Origin of the sequence: Gluconobacter albidus (assembly GCF_002005485.1) — a bacterium.
Taxonomy (GTDB): Bacteria; Pseudomonadota; Alphaproteobacteria; order Acetobacterales; family Acetobacteraceae; genus Gluconobacter; species Gluconobacter albidus.
Genome location: NZ_CP014689.1, coordinates 1,230,913 through 1,247,829 on the forward strand (window position 1 = coordinate 1,230,913; position 16,917 = coordinate 1,247,829).

The following is a 16,917-nucleotide window of genomic DNA, read 5'->3' on the forward strand; positions in this document are numbered from 1 at the left end:
TTATGATCATGCAGCATACCAGTCTGGCTGAAACAAACGAGACGTTGAAGATTGAAGGGCTGTCAAAGGCTTTTGATGACCGCTATGCGCTGGAAAATATCAGCTTTTCTGTTTGTCGCGGCGAAATTGTCGGGCTCATTGGGCGCTCGGGTGCCGGGAAAACCACGCTGCTTCGGTGTCTCAATGGCGCAGAAAGTGTGGATTCAGGTCGTGTTCTCGTTGAAGGTCGCAACCTCAGCACTCTGAAGGAGCGGGAACTCCTTGTTCTTCGACAACGGATCGGGCTTGTTTTTCAGAGCTTCAATCTTCTTCAGTCCCGAACGGTAAGCGGAAATATTTCCCTTGCTCTGGAGATTTTGGGCGTTCCCAGAAAAGAGCGTCACCATCGCATTCAGCAACTGATCCACCTGGTCGGCTTGGAAGGGCACGAGGCAAAGTACCCCTCGCAGCTTTCCGGAGGGCAGAAGCAGAGAGTTGGGATAGCAAGAGCACTTGCAGGTCATCCCGCTATTTTGTTGTGTGACGAAGCGACGTCAGCGCTGGACCCTGAAGCGACGACTTCGATTCTCACGCTTCTTGAAACAATAAACACAGAGCTTGGCGTCACGATTGTTCTTATTACACATGAAATGGATGTTATCCGCCGGCTGGCTCATCGGGTTCTTGTGCTTGATCAGGGGCGTATCGTTGAAGATATTTCAGGAGAGGCTCTGAGCAGGGGCGAAGCTGAACATTCTTTAACGCAGTCCTTCATCAGCCGCTTGTCGAATAATGCAGAGGATATGGAGGTCGCGGGATATGCATCGTCAGGTTTTTGATCTGTTTTTGAGGGCTACACTGGCGACGCTCGAAATGGTTTTTGCGTCCGCAGCAATTGCCGTCTTTTTCGGATTGCCTCTCGCTATTCTCCTCACCGTCACGAGGCCTGGGGGGCTCTGGCCAGTTCGTCCCATCGGTCGGCTTCTTGGGATTGCTGTTGATCTGACAAGGGCGGTGCCGTTCATTATTCTTCTTGTCGTCCTAATCCCTTTTACGCGTTTCGTAATGGGGACGGCTCTGGGCACTGCTGCGGCCATCGTTCCTCTTTCCGTCACCGCGATCCCATATTTTGCGCGGATTGCGGAAGTTTCGCTGAAAGAGGTGTCTCCGGAGCTGATTGACGCGGTTCGTGCTATGGGCGCAACCCGGGCAAAAGTCGTGCGCTCGGTTCTTGTTCCGGAGGCTTTGCCAGGGCTGGTGTCCGGACTGACAGTCACGCTGGTAACTCTGATCGGAGCATCTGCCATGGCGGGCGTTGTCGGTGCAGGCGGCTTGGGAGATCTTGCCATCCGCTATGGATATCAAAGATTTAATACTGCCATGATGTTGTGGGTGGTGAGTATTCTTGTTGTGCTGACAATTCTTGTTCAGCTCGGCGGGAACTGGATTTCGGCCCGGTTGAGAAAAAATTTTATATAGTCCCTCTCGATTATGGATCGGCGCGTTCAAGCGGAGACTGGAGAACGCCAAGAAGGCGGTTGATAAGACGTCTTCCGGGAGCATTTCTCTGGGAAAAAAAACCGAGTTTTCTGCAAGGGGCGGGGTCAGGCAGGAAGACCTTCTTCAGATGGAACCCTTCCGGCCAGGGAAGAGCCCAGTCCGGGATCAGTGAGACGCCGGTTCCCTGATTGACGAGCGTCGTAATCGCATCAAGTGCATCCAGTTCTAGGCGTTCGTGCGGCCAGATACCGGTACGTCTCAGATAGTCATCTGCCAGACGCCCGCCCCACTGATTGCGATCGTAGCGAATGAAGGGGTAGGTCCGCAGGATTTCGTGAGGATCGGTTTGCGTAACATGCCCGGGAACAAGAACGATGAGAGGCTCGGAGCGCAGTGTTTCCCACACATGGCTGGCTGGAATGTCGAACGGGGGTTCGACGATAAACGCGGCGTCCAGCGTCCCATCGAGAACGGCGTTGTAGAGCGCGGAGGATGAGCCGGGCATGATGTGAAGTTCGATTTCAGGGAAACATTCGAAAAAACGTTTCAGATAGGGGGGAAGCAGACCATTTGCCGCGCTCGAAATCGCTCCCAGCCTCAGTTTTCCAACCGGTGTGTCGCTTGTGGCGATGGTGCAAAGTTCACGGACAGACGTGATGATCCGGCGACTCTGTTCGAGAATGGCGAGCCCGTGTTCGGTGGGACGGACATTCCGGCCGTCCCGTTGTACCAGAGAACAGCCGATTTCCTCTTCCAGTGTCCGGAGGCGCTGCGCCACGGTTGCGGGGGTCAGATGCTGCTGACGGGCGGCAGCGGCAATGGAGCCCTGTTCGATCACGATGAGCAGGCTCTCAAGGAAACGTGTGTCCATGAATGGTTTTTCCGAAAATGGTGGAATGGGAGCTTTCAGGCCCTTTGGGTGGCGAGAAATGGCTCCAGGGTCTTGATGAGATGGGTGTGCGGAGACGAATGCAGCCAGTGCAGGCCGATATGACGTTGAGGGGGCGTGGTGGAGACGGGGATTTTTCGCACTGCCAGTCCTTCCGGCCATGGCGGCAGCCAGTCCGGAAGCAGGGAAATGCCAATGCCCTGACTGACCATCAGGGCAATCGCTTCAAGAGAGTCCAGTTCAAGCTGTTCTTTGGGAAAAATCCTGTTGTCCTTGAGGAACGTATCCGCGACACGGCCGCCCCACTGATTGCGGTCGTAGCGAAGGAAGACATTGTCCTTGAGGATCTGCAGCGGGTCTGTCTGCGTGCAGCTTTCGGGAACCAGAACGATCAGCGGCTCTGACAGGAGCCTTTTCCAGCCGCAGGTCTTGGGAATGGCGAAAGGGGGCTCCACGATGATCGCGCAGTCCAGTTGTCCTTCCAGAACCTCATGATACAGCTTGATGGACTGTCCGGGAGTGACGTGCAGGTCGATCTGTGGGTATTCGGCGAAGAAATCTTTCAGCATGAAGGGAAGCATGCCGGTCAGTGCCGTGGAAATGGCGCCGATTTTCAGTTCACCGGCAAATTCCTCCTGAAAAGCCAGTGATCTCAGCTCTTCGACGCCCCTGATGAGCTGTCGGCTTTTCTCGATGATCGCCAGCCCGGCAGCAGTGGGTGTTACGGTCCTGCCGGCACGGATCAGCAATGGCTGCCGGATCTGGTCTTCAAGAGCCTTGATGCGTTGGGAAACGGCCGCAGGCGTGAGGGAGAGCTGACGCGCTGCATCGGCAATGGAGCCTCGTTCCACGATGGCGATGAAGCTTTCCAGAAAGCGTGTATCCAAGATGCGCTGTCTCTCGTTTCTGATGCGGAGGCGATGTACCCAGACATCATGATATGGCAATCACCGGAAATTCAGAACAGACGTTTCAGCAGTTCCCCTGAGGGGGCAAGGTGCTCTCGGGTATCGGGCAGATATACGGTGTGCGCAGCAGACGTTGTGTGTGATCGTCCTGCGCGGCTTTCAGGAGTTCGGGAGACTGGAAAAGGCGAATGGCGGTCATGGCCATTGCTTTTGCAACATGAACCATCCCTTTATGCGCCACATCTGAGGTCCCCTGTGCCGTCATCTGCCATGAATGGAGAGGGGTGCCGATGGCGCAGGTCGCTCCGAGAGCCTGAACTGTCGGCACGGTCCAGCTGACATCCCCGACATCGGTAGAGCCGAGGGAAAACCGGCTTCCCACAGGCAGGATAAAGTCAGCCAAAGGCGCATCGCATGTATGCCGTCCTACCTGACGAAGAGCCGAAGCGATGTCTTCTGCCGAGAGGGTCTCCTGTATCTTTTCAGCGAAAGCCCGATCTTCCGCATCGAATGGAGGTGGCCCGAGCTGCTCGAAGCTCGCCTGCATCACTTCTTCAAGGGGCGGGCAGGGCAGCAGGTTTGCAACCCCTGAGGTTATGACGCTCTGAACCTGCGTCCCGCTCATCAGGGCTGCTCCCTGTGCAACCTGCTTCACACGTTCTGCCAGCGTCAGCATCTTCGAAAGGTCTTCCGCACGTACCGAATAACGAACCGTCGTTTCTGCCTGCACCACATTGGGAGCCATGCCCCCCGCATTGATGTAGGCATAATGGATGCGGGAGGTGGGAAGCATATGCTCACGCAGATAATTGACCCCGACGCTCATCAGTTCGACTGCATCCAGAGCTGACCGTCCAAGATGGGGCGCCGCAGCCGCATGGGCCGCCCGACCGGTGAATGTGAAGTCCATTCGTACATTTGCCAGAGAGGACGGCGGAAGCACCCCGCAGAACGGAGAGGGGTGCCAGGAAATGGCGGCATCTACGCCCTGAAATGCTCCGCCCCGGACCATAAAGCCCTTTCCCGCTCCGCCTTCCTCTGCGGGGCATCCGTAATACCGGACCCGTCCGGGAAGCTGCATGGCCGCAAGCCAGTCCCGGACGGCCAGGGCCGCGAGAAGAGACGCAGCTCCGAGCAGGTTATGCCCGCATCCATGGCCGTTTAGCGTGCTTGGAGTATGCACGAAGCTACCTGCCGCCGCTGCAAGGCCGGGCAGGGCATCATATTCCCCCAGAAAAGCAATGACCGGGCCGCTCTCCCCGCTTTCTCCCATCAAGGCTGTCGAAATTCCCGCAATATCAGGTGTTATGGCAAAACCGTGAGCCAACAGCATTCTGCGGTGCAGCGCGCAGGATTGCACTTCGTCGTAACAGAGCTCCGGAACAGCCCACACGCTATCGCTCAGGGCGATGGCCTCGTCCGCCAGTGCATCCACATGATCCTGCTCATTCCCGGTGTTTCGTATCGACATGGTGATGTTCCTGATCTTTGGACATGGATCGTTTGAGTGGGGACTCGGAATATTGCGAAGAACGATCATCCTCTGGGAAAACCAGCATATTTCCCACATGGATAATCTGCAATAAAATGTTTTTCTCATCTTTCAGGGTGATAAAATTGCTTCATTCCCCGAGGATATCCAAGATATTTTGCTGATATATCCTCCGATAAGATAGTTTTAATATCTTTTGAACCAAACAGGACCCTCTATGCCCTGAACGCTGAATATGTTCTGAATATGAAACATAAAGAGCGCCGGTCTGCGGGATGATCGGTTTATGAGCAGGAGTTCAGAATGATGATGGTTCGGGCTGAACGGCAGGGTTCTGTTATGAGAAACGCATTCCGCAGCGTCCTGATGCTGTCCGTCTGTACGGGGTGTCTTTCCATGACGGGGGCATCTGCCGCCACTTCAAAAAACGACAAACTCCGTCGGGTTGCTCCCTCCAGGCATACGGATGCGCACGTCCCCCCCGCACACCATGCGGTTGCCAGGCAGGATCATCCTGAAGTCATCAGCGTGACGACGACGCGCCGGGCGTTTGGTTTTGGTACGGATCAGCACAGGGCGGGTAACACCACCAATCTGACGGCCGAGGACCTCGTGACGCACCACGTCACGACTGTCGAGGATATCCAGAATCTGGTGCCTAACCTGACAATTCAGACTGAAGGCGGCTCGAACGTTCCGGATTATTACCTGCGCGGTATCGGCATGCAGGACTATACCCAGAACAACATGTCTTCGGTCATGACCTATTTCGACGATGTGCCGTATACCATCACGGCGATGAGTTCCGGTCAGATGTTTGATGTGGCCTCCGTAGGGGTCGAGCCCGGTCCTGTGGGTTTTGAGCACGGACTTGCCGACACGGGTGGGGAAGTGCGGATTACGACCAACGATCCGACCAAGACCCTTCACTACGGTGCATCGGAAGACATCGCGAGTTACGCACGAAGCAAGACGAATTTCTATGTGTCCGCACCGATCACGGACCGGCTTCAGTTCCGGCTTGCCGGTCAGATGCTACAGGGGGGCGCCTTTCGCTATAATCGGGTGAATGGTGAGTCGATCGGACGGGCGAACGAAGGTGCGCTTCGTGGAAAACTGGCCTGGCAACCTGATGACAAGACGAACATCAAACTGACCGCCAACTGGTCACAGGATTCCTCGGAAGCGCAGGCAGGGTTCATTCTGTCCGACAGCAACAATATCCTTCCGCGCGATCAGGATATCTATGCGACCGGCTGGAGCCTTAACCCGCAATACGCCAAGATTCTGGGGATCTCTCCAGACAGCAAGCCGTCCTATAACGACATGCAGTGGAACATCAATCTCAATGCCGACCGGGACCTCGGATGGGCCCATCTGGCAACGATTTCTTCATTCCAGCAACAGCAGCGCCATGAGTATATTGATCGTGACGCCGAAGCCTATCGCTCGGGAGACAGTTATCTGACAGGGAGCATGAATGTGTTCTCTCAGGAAATACGTCTCTCAGGACTGGCGCTTCACAACCGTCTCGAATGGGTGGCCGGCATGTATTACAACCGTGTACGGGCCTCGGGCGAAAACTGGTTTGATTATACGGATCGCCCCGGAAAATATTATTTCCAGGACAGTGCCCATGTTCAGCCGCAGCAGAACTTTTCGCAGTTCGCGACCCTGAAATATGCCCTGACACCCAAACTTCACCTGATTTTCGGTCTGGAGCATCAGAGCGACGATCGTCAGTTTCTCGATGACGCCGTTTATCGGTACAATCCTGTGACGTTGGGAAAAACCTACACAAAGGTTTTCCCCGACCACGGTGCCCTGACAAACCAGTTTTCGGGCAAGGTCGGCATCAATTATCAGGTGATGCAGAACGCCATGCTCTATGCCGATATTCGGCGCGGTGTGAAGCCTGGTGGCTTCACCGCCAACACAACCCTGACCGAGCAGCAGGCTGCGGGCTTCAAGCCGGAATGGCTGATGGCGTATGAAGTCGGGTTCAAGAGCGAATTCTTCAATCACCGCCTCCGCATCAACGGCGCTGCGTTCTGGGATTCGTACCACGACCAGCAGTATTTCTCATATATTCTGGTGCCCGGATGGGGGACGGTGGGGTCTTACGTCAATGTGCCACGGTCGCATATTTTCGGAACGGAGCTCTCCATCAGCGCGCATCCTTTCCGTGGGCTGACACTCACGCAGAACGTCGGATATCAGCGCGGGACATATGACGATTTCCAGGTTCTGAACGTGCAGGCTGTCACGGCCTATTACGCCAAAACCGGACAGTACAGATCCATTACGGACAACTATGATGGTGCTGATACAGGTATTCCCAAGCTGACGCTGAATGGCAGCGTATCCTACGAAACAAAACCTGTTTTCCGGAAATACACCATCACGCTTCAGGGAGATTATTCCTATCGCGGAGCCCAGAATACTGTGCCGCGGGGAACTGGAACCTACCTGCTGCCTGCATACTTCCTGATGAATGGCAGTGTAACCTTCAAGCCGGCCAAGGGGCGCTGGGCTGTTACGGCCTATGCCACGAACATCCTCAACCGCGACTATATCGTCAGCCGGACTCTCGCAACAACGGTCAACATGGGCATCTCCGGGCAGCCCCGGTTTGTTGGAGGACGTTTTTCCTATGATTTCTAAAGCCGGAATATTCCGGTTAAGGTTTAAATCATGCCCAGCGTGGGAGGAGAGACGGCATTGACGAACGAGTTACAGACCAGACTGTACCATCGCCTGAACTGGCGGATCATGTCATGGATTATCGTGATCTATTTGATGGACAGTATCGACCGGACTAATCTGGGCTTCGCACGCAGTCACATCTCGCAGGATGTGGGACTGACTGCGGCGCAGTTCGGGTTTGCTGCCGGAATTTTCTTCGTCGGTCTGGTGTTGTTCGAGATTCCCATCAGTCTCTGGTCCTCGCGTGTGGGCGCACCCAAGACATTCGCCAGAATCATGGTTTTGTGGGGCATGACATCAGCGGCGACAGGTTTCATTCACAGCCGTGACAGTTTTTATGTCCTGCGTTTTCTGCTGGGGGTTTTTGAAGCCGGGTTTGCTCCGACCTGCACTTACTATCTTGCCCGCTGGTATCCCGAAAACCGAATGTCCGCAGTCATTTTCTGGCACCAGCTCTCGTTACCTCTGGCCGGGATCATCATTGGTCCGATATCGGGACTGATTCTGGTCCATTTTGATCAGGTCGCCGGTCTGGCGGGGTGGCGGTGGATGTTCCTTCTCGAAGGTCTTCCTTCCATCCTGCTAGGAATCATCGTTGCATTTGTATTGCCTAGGGCTCCAAAGGATGCGCGCTGGCTGTCCGCGCAGGAACGCGACATGATCGAGACATGGAGCGTGCGGCAGAACGTGCGTCATGTGAAGTTCTCCGCAGTCGTACGGGATCCGACCATCTATTTTCTGGGCCTCGGCTTCTTTGCGCTTATGGCCGGAATGTACATGCTCAACTTCTGGCTGCCGTCCATCATTCATGAGTCCGGTGTCCATTCTTCCGTGGCGGTCGGACTATACTCTTCCTTCCCGTATGTGGTGTCTGTCGCTTCGATGGCGTACTGGAGCGCGCGTTCGGACAGGCTGAAAGAGCGAAGCTTTCACTGCTATGCACCCGCAGTTCTGGCCAGCCTTTGCTTTCTGCTGACAACTGTAATTCCGGACATCTTCGTTCTGAAGATGATCGTTCTCGCAGGCGCTACGGCCGGGATCTACGCCTCTTACGTGGTGTTCTGGGCCATGGCTGCCAACGTATTTCAGGGAAGTGCCGCAACTGGCGGCTTTGCTCTGATCAATGCCATCGGTCTGTGGGGCGGAGTGATCAGCCCCATGGTTGTCGGAAAGCTGACCTCCATGACAGGAACACTGTCAGCAGGAATGCTGTGCATGGCCGTAACAGTCGCCGTCGGCGCGCTCATCCTGTGGTCCGTGACGCGCAGGATCACGGCACCTTCCGTTTCTCCTGTTCCTTCTGAAATTCTGTAACTGTAATTGAAAGATTTGACTATGAAAGTCTGCCTCACGGGTGACAGTATTGTTCTGCGTCGACTGAATACAGGTGTTGATCCGGTCTGTGCTCCGCTGTTTGACATGATCCGGGACTGTGATGCGTCCTTCACGAACCTTGAAATCATGCCAAGCGACTTTCAGGGCGATCCAGCCCTGGACCACGGTGGCTCCCATTTCAGCGCACATCCCTGGATTTTGGACGAACTTTGCGATGCCGGTTTCGACCTGTTTGCCGCAGCCACCAACCACTGCCTTGATTATGGAATTTCCGGTCTGCGTATCGCGATCGAGGAGCTGAAAAAGCGGGAAATCCTGTATTCCGGCGTCGGTTTGACCCTTGAGGAAGCGCGTCGGCCAGCCTATTTCAGCCATCCCAAAGGCACGGTTTCAATGCTGTCCTGCTGTTCGACGTTTGCGCGTGGGCAGGAAGCCGCCGATCAGACCCGCAGCATGCAGGGGCGCCCCGGCCTCAATCCGCTGCATTTCAGCACGACCTATCAGGTCAGACCGGAAGAGCTTTCCGTGCTGCAGCAGATTTCCGCAGGCCTTGGACTGGAAAAAATCAAGCAGGAACAGATCAAGCTCGGCTTTGGCTATCCCGCTCCGGAAGGAACGCTGACACTGGATGGAACACGTTTCGTCGAAGGCAGCGCAACCCGTATCCTTACCACTCCGAATGCGCGGGATCTTGAAGAGATCGGGCGCTGGGTCCGGGAAGCCCGGGTCGTTTCTGATGTGGTGATCGTCAGTGTTCATACCCATGAAGTCGGATATGACGCAGATGGCACAATCAGTTGGGAAAAACCGGGAGAATTTCTGGAAGCGTTTGCTCGTGACGCTATCGATCAGGGCGCCGATATCGTGGTCTGCCACGGTCAGCATCTGCTGAAAGGCATGGAGCTCTATAAAGGCAAACCGATCTTCTACAGCCTTGGAAATTTCATCGGGCAGAATGAACTCGTCGATATGCTGCCCGAGGATTCCTATACCTTCTATAAAGTCAGCACCGATGTAACGCCCCATCAGGTCTACAAGACCCGGACCCTGAACGACAAGAAGGGCTTCCCTGCTGACCGCCGTTTCTGGGAAACCCTGCTGCCGATCTGCGAATTCGCGGAAGACGGGACATTGTCATCCATGGAAATCCATCCCGTTTCGCTCGGACTGGGCAAAAGCGCTCATACGCGCGGCCTGCCTTTCCTGGCGGAAGGCGAAGAAGGCGAGAGTATCCTGTCACGCTTTGAATCCCTCTGTGCGCCCTATGGTGTCAGCTTTACGCGGGACAAAGGAAAGCTGATCCTGAAACAGGAGTGATACAGCATATTGTTTGCAGGGGGTTCCAAAGTGAAACGCCCTGCAAAGACAATATTTTCTTTCATTAGAAGCCATATAATCGTTCTGTAGTGCGCTGTTTTTGCGTGTTATTTCTGTATTTCTTCTTAATTTCCGGTGTAGAGATGCCTAATCCGTTTCATATTGCCTTCCCGGTCGACGATCTTGATGCTGCCCGTGCCTTTTACGGTGAAATTCTGGGATGCCCGGAAGGGCGCAGCACGAACAGCTGGATTGATTTTGATCTGTATGGCCACCAGATCGTCACACATCTTATTCCCGGCGCATGTCGTAAAGGAGATGCCGAAGGTGGAGCAGTGGACGGACACAATGTTCCCATTCCCCATTTCGGTGTCGTTCTGGATATGGATGACTGGAAAGATCTTGCTCAACGCGCCAAACGCCACGGAATTACTTTCGGGCTGGAACCACAGATCCGCTTTGAAGGCCTGCCCGGGGAACAGGCGACGATGTTCTTCTGTGATCCGGCAGGTAATGCGCTGGAGTTCAAGGCATTCGCTGACATGAAACAGCTTTTTGTGAAGCAGTAAGTCTCCATTACCCCGGTCCAGAGAGGAATTTTCGTGTCCAGTTCCCTGATATCTTCCAATACCGCCGCTGTCGGTCCGGTTCCTGATCCCGAACTGGCGAAGCTGATATTTGATCGCCTGTATGATATCGGTTTTGACGGGAGGGGAATGACCCGTCCGTCCTACGGTGAAGGTGAGAACCGGGCACATGCCCTGTTTGAGGAAATCGCCAGGGAACACGGACTGGAAATCCGCAGAGACTGGGCATCGAACCTGTTCATCACGCTTCCGGGGCGTAATCGTAATCTGCCTGTGGTCATGACCGGTTCGCATCTGGATACGGTGCCATGCGGTGGCAACTTTGACGGTGCGGCCGGAGCGGCGGCCGGACTCCTGATCCTTTGTGCATGGTCCACGGCAGGCTTTCAGCCGGAACGGGACACAACGCTGATCGTAACCCGTGCGGAAGAGAGCGTGTGGTTTCCGGTTTCTTATCTGGGAAGTCGGACGGCTTTCGGTCTGCTGGATGCGGATGCTCTTGAAACACCGCGCAGTGATGACGGTGTGACGTTGCGCGAGCATATGCAGGCCTGCGGCGCAAAACCGGAAGAATGTGGCACGGCGCCTGTTCTGGACCCGACGAAAATCGACTGTTTCGTGGAGCTTCATATCGAGCAGGGACCGGTTCTGCTGGAGGCCGACGTTCCCGTGGGAATCGTAACAGGCATCTGCGGCAGCACACGATACCGTTCAGCCGTCATTCACGGTCAGTACGCCCATTCCGGCGCAACGCCGCGCCGTTTCCGTTCGGATGCTGTCATGGCGGGTGCCAGCATGATGATGGCCCTTCACACGGACTGGAAAACGGTTGAAGCCGCAGGCGAAGACATGACGCTGACATTCGGTGTGTGCCAGACGGACCCTGCACAGGCCAATTTTGCCGCCGTTCCTGGAAAGCTCGACCTGGTCATCGATATCCGTTCGCGTGATGAGGCGTTGTTGGAGCGCATGAACGCACGGGTCATCGAACAGGCGCGTCGGGTGGAAGCCGAGTTCTCGGTTCGTGTCGAACTGGGGCCGCGCACGCAGAGCACGCCTGCACTCATGGATGAGACGATTCAGGAGCAGGTGAAAGATCTGGCTGCGGAAATGGGCATTGCGGTCGTTTCCATGGCCAGCGGAGCCGGACATGATGCGGCAACATTCGCAGGGCAGGGCGTTCCTACGGAAATGCTCTTTGTGCGCAATGAGAACGGAAGCCATAACCCTGATGAAAGCATGGAAATGCCGGACTTCCTTGTAGGCGTCGTTCTGCTGGAACGGCTTCTGCGTCAGAGGGCTTCCTGAAACTCACAGGGATTGAAAATCCTTCTTCTGCTGGCGGCTCCTGCTTCAAAAACGTGGGCAGCAGCCGCTTTTGCGCTTTACAAGGCGGCTTTATGGTCGCAGGACTACGACGTATTTTTCACAAACTCTTGGCAACAGGGTTTTGAACCTGCGTCTGATGGACAGCCCCAATCCTGCTTCGCTGAAGGCACAGCACGCGACCCGGTTGGCATTTTTCAGTGCCGGGTTTTCGGGTGCGGCATGGGCCCCGATCATTCCCTACGTCAAGTCCCGGTGTGAACTGACGGACGCTCATCTCGGCCTGCTCCTTCTGTGTCTGGGGATGGGATCGATTGTTGCCATGCCGATTGCTGGCAGTCTGGCCGGGCGTTTCGGTTGCCGGTGGATCATTGCGTTTGCCACTCTGGCGATCTGTTGCAGTCTGCCGGTTCTGGCGTCTTCAGCCTTCCTGCCCGGTCTGGTCATCGCGCTGACAGTCTTTGGGGCCGGTGTCGGGTCAATTGACTGTGTCGTCAGTGTACAGGCCATCATCGTCGAGCGCGCCAGCCAGCAAACGATGATGTCCGGCTTTCATGGCCTGTTCAGCGTGGGCGGCCTGCTCGGGGCCATGGGCGTAAGCACTCTGCTGGGTCTTGGCCTGTCACCTGTTCAGGCCTCTCTTGCGGTCGTTCTTCTGTTGCTTCTGGGCGGCGGGCTGGCTCTGCCCGGACTGCTGACCGGACGAAGCAGTTCAGGCAAGGGGCCTGCATTTGCTGTGCCGCACGGCATCGTTCTGATCATCGGGATCATGTGTTTTATCGTTTTTCTGGCCGAAGGCAGCGCCATAGACTGGAGTGCCGTATTCCTGGCCACGGTGCGGCATGTCGATATGCGCTATACCGGCCTGGGATATGTGGCGTTTGCCACTACTATGACGATCGGCCGACTATTGGGAGACTGGCTGGTGCGGCGTGTTCCCGGTCGTATGCTGATCACGGGCGGAAGCCTGCTGGCCGCATCAGGGATGCTTCTGGTGGCCGCTATCCCGCTCTGGCAGGTCACATTGCTGGGCTATGCGCTGGTTGGCGCAGGGTGCGCCAATGTGGTGCCAGTTCTGTACTCAGCCGTCGGACGACAGACTTTCATGCCTGAACATCTCGCCGTGTCGGCCATAACGACGCTGGGATACTCTGGCATTCTGGTCGGGCCGGCCGCGCTCGGCTTCGTCGCTCAGGCTGCAAGCCTTCCGTTCGCTCTCGGAATTGTGGGCGTATTTCTCGGTGGGGTGGCAGCAGTAGGAATGATTCTGCCGAAAGCTCTCATCAATGGTGATCCCACGTCATGACCCTGTTTATATTGAGCATGGTCATGACGGGCATCTGCGTCGAGATTATCCGCTGATCGACTGTGCCGCTTTCCGCAGAGCCGGAAGCATATCTTCCGGTTCCGGCCGGCGGGTATAATCCGGATTGACCTCGGCATAGAGAATTACGCCGTCCTGACCGATGACGAACCGTCCAGGCATTGGAAGAGTCCAGCTATCGTCGCCATTGAAGGACGGCAGGTCGTTTTTCAGGCTTGTGTAGAGTTGCACAAGATAGTCCGGCAGTACAAAACGCAGACCAAAAGCGGCTGCAACGTCGTTGTGCACGTCCGACAGGATTGGGAAATCCAGATTATTCTGGCGGACCGATTTACGGCTGTTCACGGCTGTCTGGGGTGAAATGGCGATCAGGTTTGCGCCAAGCTCCCGGAATGCAGGTAAGGCGGCCTCAAGGGCCTGAAGCTCCATGTTGCAGTACGGGCACCACACGCCGCGATAAAAACTGAGGACCAGCGGGCCTTTCGCCAGAAGTTCGGATGAAGACACCGGAGCGTCGTCAGGGTCGTTCAGGATGAAAGACGGAGCCGTGTCGCCTGCTTTGAGCGCATTCCCCGCTACACCCGAGGCGATCAGCTCTGCGGTTGCACGATGCATGATTTCAATGACCGAGGCCGGAACATTGTAAGGCGGCTTTCCGGCTTCAAAATCGGCTTTGAAAGCATCAAGTTTTGCCTGAAGAGACATGGGTATTTCCTTCCAAAGAGGATGCGGCGTCTGATGTCAGGGCCGCTGACAGGCCGGAGAACATATGTCCCAGAAGGGTGGAAGCGACGTGCAGCAGGCTGCCCGTCAGGTGAAAAGCCACAAGACCATCCGTTATGGCGGAGCCAGACGTGATGCGTATGAGTGAACCGAACATCTCTGAATCCTTCCTTCACAATCCGGCCTGTTGGGGGGACGAATGAAAAATGCCTCTTCCATGCTCGACAGGGCAGAGGGCCCAAGGCGATAAGGATCATTCCCTGGAGGAATATTATGGATCGTTATCAGGCAATGGCCACCTTCATACGGGTGGTGGACACGGGATCGTTTTCGGCAGCCGCACGACAGCTTGGTGTAGGACAGCCGGCGGTTTCCAAAACCATAGCGCAGCTTGAAGCCCGACTTCAGGTCAGTCTTCTCATCCGCTCCACCCATGGTCTGACACCGACAGAGGCAGGGCAGAATTTTTATGAGCGGGCACAGAATGCGATTCAGGAAGCCGACGAGGCTGAACTTGCTGCAAAAGGCGCGGGGGCGGGTCTTTCAGGCCGGTTAAGGGTGTCAGCTGCGACAACGTTCGCAAGGCTGCACATCATCCCGAAACTGCCGCTGTTTCTGGTGCAGAATCCTCATCTGACAGTTGAGATCATTCTCGATGACCGGATGATCGACCTTGTGGCGGAAGGCGTGGATATTTCGCTGCGTATGGGAACGCTTGCGGATTCTACTGCCGTTGCCCGGAGGGTGGCGACCGGGGAACGCTCGGTCCTCGCCACCCCCGCCTATCTCAAAGACGCAGGTATACCCCAGTCTCCTGCGGATCTGGCGACCCATGAGGCAATTATCTACAGCCAGTTGCCAAGTTCGTGGTCATTCCTGCGAGATGGAGCCGCCGTGTCAGTCTCTGTCAGCGGACGCCTCAAAGTCAGTGCTGCGGAGGGTATCAGAGCCGCCGTTCTGGCCGACATGGGACTGACCATCGCATCCGACTGGATGTTCGCGCCCGAGCTTGAAGACGGCGCCGTCGTACGCGTTCTCGAAGCCTGGTCTCTGGCTTCGATTGATCTGTGGGCGGTATTCCCGGCCGGACGGATGATGACGGCCAAAGCCCGGCAGTTTGCGGATTTCGTGGAAAGCATCATGAAACCCGCGAATACTCCCTGTTCTGTTTCCAGGGCTTGATTTCGCTACAGGGAAAGCCATCGGATGCCACGCTGCTCTGCTTCGTCGTGGGCGTCTTCATAGCCCGCATCGGCGTAGCGCATGACACCCAGACTGGTATCGTTGGTCAGCGCAATTTGCAGACGCTCATCCGCTTCGCTGGAGCCGTCGGCGACGATTGTGACACCTGCGCTGGTCATATATCCCGCATAACCGCCGCCTCCGGAATGAATGGCGACCAGATCGGCCTGTGATGAACAGGCCAGCATGGCATTCAGGAGCGGCCAGTCTGCAATGGCGTCCGATCCGTCCTTCATGTTTTCCGTCATGATGTTTGGATGCGCCATTGCGCCGGCATCCAGATGATCGCGCGTGAATGCGACCGGTCCGGCCAGTATACCATCACGAACCATTCCGTTCACGGCCAGGCCGACCTGCGTACGGGCGTCATGGCCAAGCCAGGCAATCCGCGCCGGAAGCCCTTCAAACGGCACATGCGCCCGGGCCAGCGTGATCCAGTTCACAACGGATGGGTTGTCCGAGAATGTTTCCAGAAGATAGTCGTCGATCCTGCGGATATCGTTCTCGTCGTTTGACAGCGCAATCCAGCGGAAAGGTCCGATCGCCCGCGCAAAAAGAGGCCGCAGATAGGCTTCCGTAAAGATCGGAATATCGAACGCATTCCCGATCCCCGCCTTCTTTGCCTGCGTGCGGATCAGGTTGCCATTATCGAAAACGATGGACCCGGCAGACTGGAAATCCAGCATGGCCTGCACATGACGGGCGATGGATTTCAGGGAAAGCGCGGCGAGTTTTTCGGGCTCGCTTTCTCGCAATGCCTGAATTTCGGCAGCGGACAATCCGGCGGGAAGATAGCCGTAGACCAGATCATGGGCGGATGTCTGGTCTGTGACGATGTCGGGAACGATGCCGCGGGCATGGATTTCAGGGAGAATGTCCGCCGAATTTCCCAGAAGACCGATCGAACAGCCATCGCCCGCGCGCTGCGCATCCGCCACGAGTTTGAGGGCTTCGTCCAGCGTCTCTGCCCGATGCTGGAGATAGCCTGCTTCCATCCGCTTGTTGATGCGTGCGCCGTCCATTTCCACACACAAAATTACGGCGCCAGCCAGACGTCCGGCGAGGGGCTGTGCGCCCCCCATGCCACCAAGACCGGAAGTCAGGATCAGCTTTCCGGACAGGTTCGAGCTGAAATGACGCTCCGCGATACAGCGGAAGATCTCATACGTTCCCTGTATGACGCCCTGAGAGCCGATATACTGCCAGTCGCCGGCTGTCAGGCCACCCCAGCAGATCAGGCCTTTCTTTTCGAGCTGGTAGAATTCCTCAGCCTTGGCCCACTGTCCGATCATGTTGCAATTGGCCATGACGACAATTGGCGCACGCTCATGTGTGCGTACTACGCCGATGGGCTTTCCGGACTGAACGATGAGCGTTTCGTCATCGCGCATGGTCTTCAGCGTCCGGACGATGACATCATGTGACGGCCAGTCCCGTGCAGCCTTGCCCAGAGCAGCATAGACCACGAGGTTGTCGGGATCTTCACCCACAGACAGGACGTTTTCCAAAAGACGCAGAAGCCCTTCCTGTCGCCATCCCCGACAGCGCAGCGTGTTGCCTGACGTGACGTCGAAATGCCGTTTGGTCAT

General features: G+C 56.1%; 13 protein-coding genes and 1 pseudogene. 9 read left to right on the forward strand and 5 right to left on the reverse strand.

All coding sequences use genetic code 11. The features are described from left to right. Nucleotides 1-8 precede the first annotated feature (8 nt). Nucleotides 9-689, forward strand: a pseudogene (locus tag A0U94_RS05485) (methionine ABC transporter ATP-binding protein); the annotation flags it as partial. A 109-nt stretch (nt 690-798) separates the two neighbouring features. After that, nucleotides 799-1,458, forward strand: coding sequence for a methionine ABC transporter permease (locus tag A0U94_RS05490; protein ID WP_077802715.1), 660 nt, complete (start codon nt 799-801; stop codon nt 1,456-1,458). A 10-nt stretch (nt 1,459-1,468) separates the two neighbouring features. On the opposite strand, the gene A0U94_RS05495 is transcribed toward A0U94_RS05490, so the two are convergent. The 3 genes from A0U94_RS05495 to A0U94_RS05505 form a co-directional block, all read right to left on the reverse strand. Beyond that, nucleotides 1,469-2,350, reverse strand: a complete 882-nt coding sequence (locus A0U94_RS05495) for a LysR family transcriptional regulator (RefSeq protein WP_077802716.1) — start codon at nt 2,348-2,350, stop codon at nt 1,469-1,471. Nucleotides 2,351-2,385: 35 nt separating this feature from the next. After that, entirely contained in the window at nt 2,386-3,255 is an 870-nt protein-coding gene (locus A0U94_RS16240) for a LysR family transcriptional regulator (RefSeq protein ID WP_062029023.1), read from the reverse strand. A gap of 85 nt (nt 3,256-3,340) precedes the next feature. Then, on the reverse strand, nt 3,341-4,741 hold the full coding sequence (locus A0U94_RS05505; protein WP_408735622.1) for an amidohydrolase: 1,401 nt from the start codon (nt 4,739-4,741) through the stop codon (nt 3,341-3,343). A gap of 366 nt (nt 4,742-5,107) precedes the next feature. On the opposite strand from A0U94_RS05505, the gene A0U94_RS05510 reads away from it, so the two are divergent. The 6 genes from A0U94_RS05510 (at nt 5,108) to A0U94_RS05535 (ending at nt 13,345) form a co-directional block, all read left to right on the forward strand. Beyond that, nucleotides 5,108-7,432: a TonB-dependent receptor gene (locus A0U94_RS05510; RefSeq protein ID WP_167369356.1), complete on the forward strand. Its 2,325-nt coding sequence runs from the start codon at nt 5,108-5,110 to the stop codon at nt 7,430-7,432. Nucleotides 7,433-7,489: 57 nt separating this feature from the next. Beyond that, nucleotides 7,490-8,788 carry an MFS transporter gene (locus A0U94_RS05515; RefSeq protein ID WP_167369357.1) on the forward strand — a complete coding sequence of 433 codons (1,299 nt, stop codon included), beginning with the start codon at nt 7,490-7,492 and terminating at the stop codon, nt 8,786-8,788. A gap of 21 nt (nt 8,789-8,809) precedes the next feature. Beyond that, nucleotides 8,810-10,126, forward strand: coding sequence for a CapA family protein (locus A0U94_RS05520; protein WP_077802720.1), 1,317 nt, complete (start codon nt 8,810-8,812; stop codon nt 10,124-10,126). A gap of 143 nt (nt 10,127-10,269) precedes the next feature. Then, on the forward strand, nt 10,270-10,695 hold the full coding sequence (locus tag A0U94_RS05525) for a VOC family protein (RefSeq protein ID WP_062029032.1): 426 nt from the start codon (nt 10,270-10,272) through the stop codon (nt 10,693-10,695). A gap of 33 nt (nt 10,696-10,728) precedes the next feature. Next, the gene (locus A0U94_RS05530) at nt 10,729-12,021 is read left to right on the forward strand and encodes a Zn-dependent hydrolase (RefSeq protein WP_077802721.1); all 1,293 of its coding nucleotides are present in this window, start codon (nt 10,729-10,731) and stop codon (nt 12,019-12,021) included. A 157-nt stretch (nt 12,022-12,178) separates the two neighbouring features. Next, a complete protein-coding gene (locus A0U94_RS05535) occupies nt 12,179-13,345 on the forward strand; it encodes an MFS transporter (RefSeq protein WP_077803866.1) in 1,167 nt (388 codons plus the stop codon). A 45-nt stretch (nt 13,346-13,390) separates the two neighbouring features. Here the strand turns inward: A0U94_RS05535 and A0U94_RS05540 are convergent, their stop codons facing one another. Further along, nucleotides 13,391-14,068: a peroxiredoxin-like family protein gene (locus tag A0U94_RS05540; protein ID WP_077802722.1), complete on the reverse strand. Its 678-nt coding sequence runs from the start codon at nt 14,066-14,068 to the stop codon at nt 13,391-13,393. A gap of 291 nt (nt 14,069-14,359) precedes the next feature. Between A0U94_RS05540 and A0U94_RS05550 the strand changes: the two genes are divergently transcribed. Beyond that, on the forward strand, nt 14,360-15,268 hold the full coding sequence (locus tag A0U94_RS05550; protein ID WP_077802723.1) for a LysR family transcriptional regulator: 909 nt from the start codon (nt 14,360-14,362) through the stop codon (nt 15,266-15,268). Nucleotides 15,269-15,273: 5 nt separating this feature from the next. Here the strand turns inward: A0U94_RS05550 and A0U94_RS05555 are convergent, their stop codons facing one another. Further along, on the reverse strand, nt 15,274-16,917 hold the full coding sequence (locus A0U94_RS05555) for a urocanate hydratase (protein WP_077802724.1): 1,644 nt from the start codon (nt 16,915-16,917) through the stop codon (nt 15,274-15,276).

Coding starts and splice junctions, on each gene's coding strand:
- A0U94_RS05490 (WP_077802715.1), top strand. CDS start 799: ATGCATCGTCAGGTTTTTGATCTGTTTTTGAGGGCTACACTGGCGACG.
- A0U94_RS05495 (WP_077802716.1), bottom strand. CDS start 2,350: ATGGACACACGTTTCCTTGAGAGCCTGCTCATCGTGATCGAACAGGGC.
- A0U94_RS05510 (WP_167369356.1), top strand. CDS start 5,108: ATGAGAAACGCATTCCGCAGCGTCCTGATGCTGTCCGTCTGTACGGGG.
- A0U94_RS05520 (WP_077802720.1), top strand. CDS start 8,810: ATGAAAGTCTGCCTCACGGGTGACAGTATTGTTCTGCGTCGACTGAAT.
- A0U94_RS05525 (WP_062029032.1), top strand. CDS start 10,270: ATGCCTAATCCGTTTCATATTGCCTTCCCGGTCGACGATCTTGATGCT.
- A0U94_RS05535 (WP_077803866.1), top strand. CDS start 12,179: ATGGACAGCCCCAATCCTGCTTCGCTGAAGGCACAGCACGCGACCCGG.
- A0U94_RS05540 (WP_077802722.1), bottom strand. CDS start 14,068: ATGTCTCTTCAGGCAAAACTTGATGCTTTCAAAGCCGATTTTGAAGCC.
- A0U94_RS05550 (WP_077802723.1), top strand. CDS start 14,360: ATGGATCGTTATCAGGCAATGGCCACCTTCATACGGGTGGTGGACACG.
- A0U94_RS05555 (WP_077802724.1), bottom strand. CDS start 16,917: ATGACCAAACGGCATTTCGACGTCACGTCAGGCAACACGCTGCGCTGT.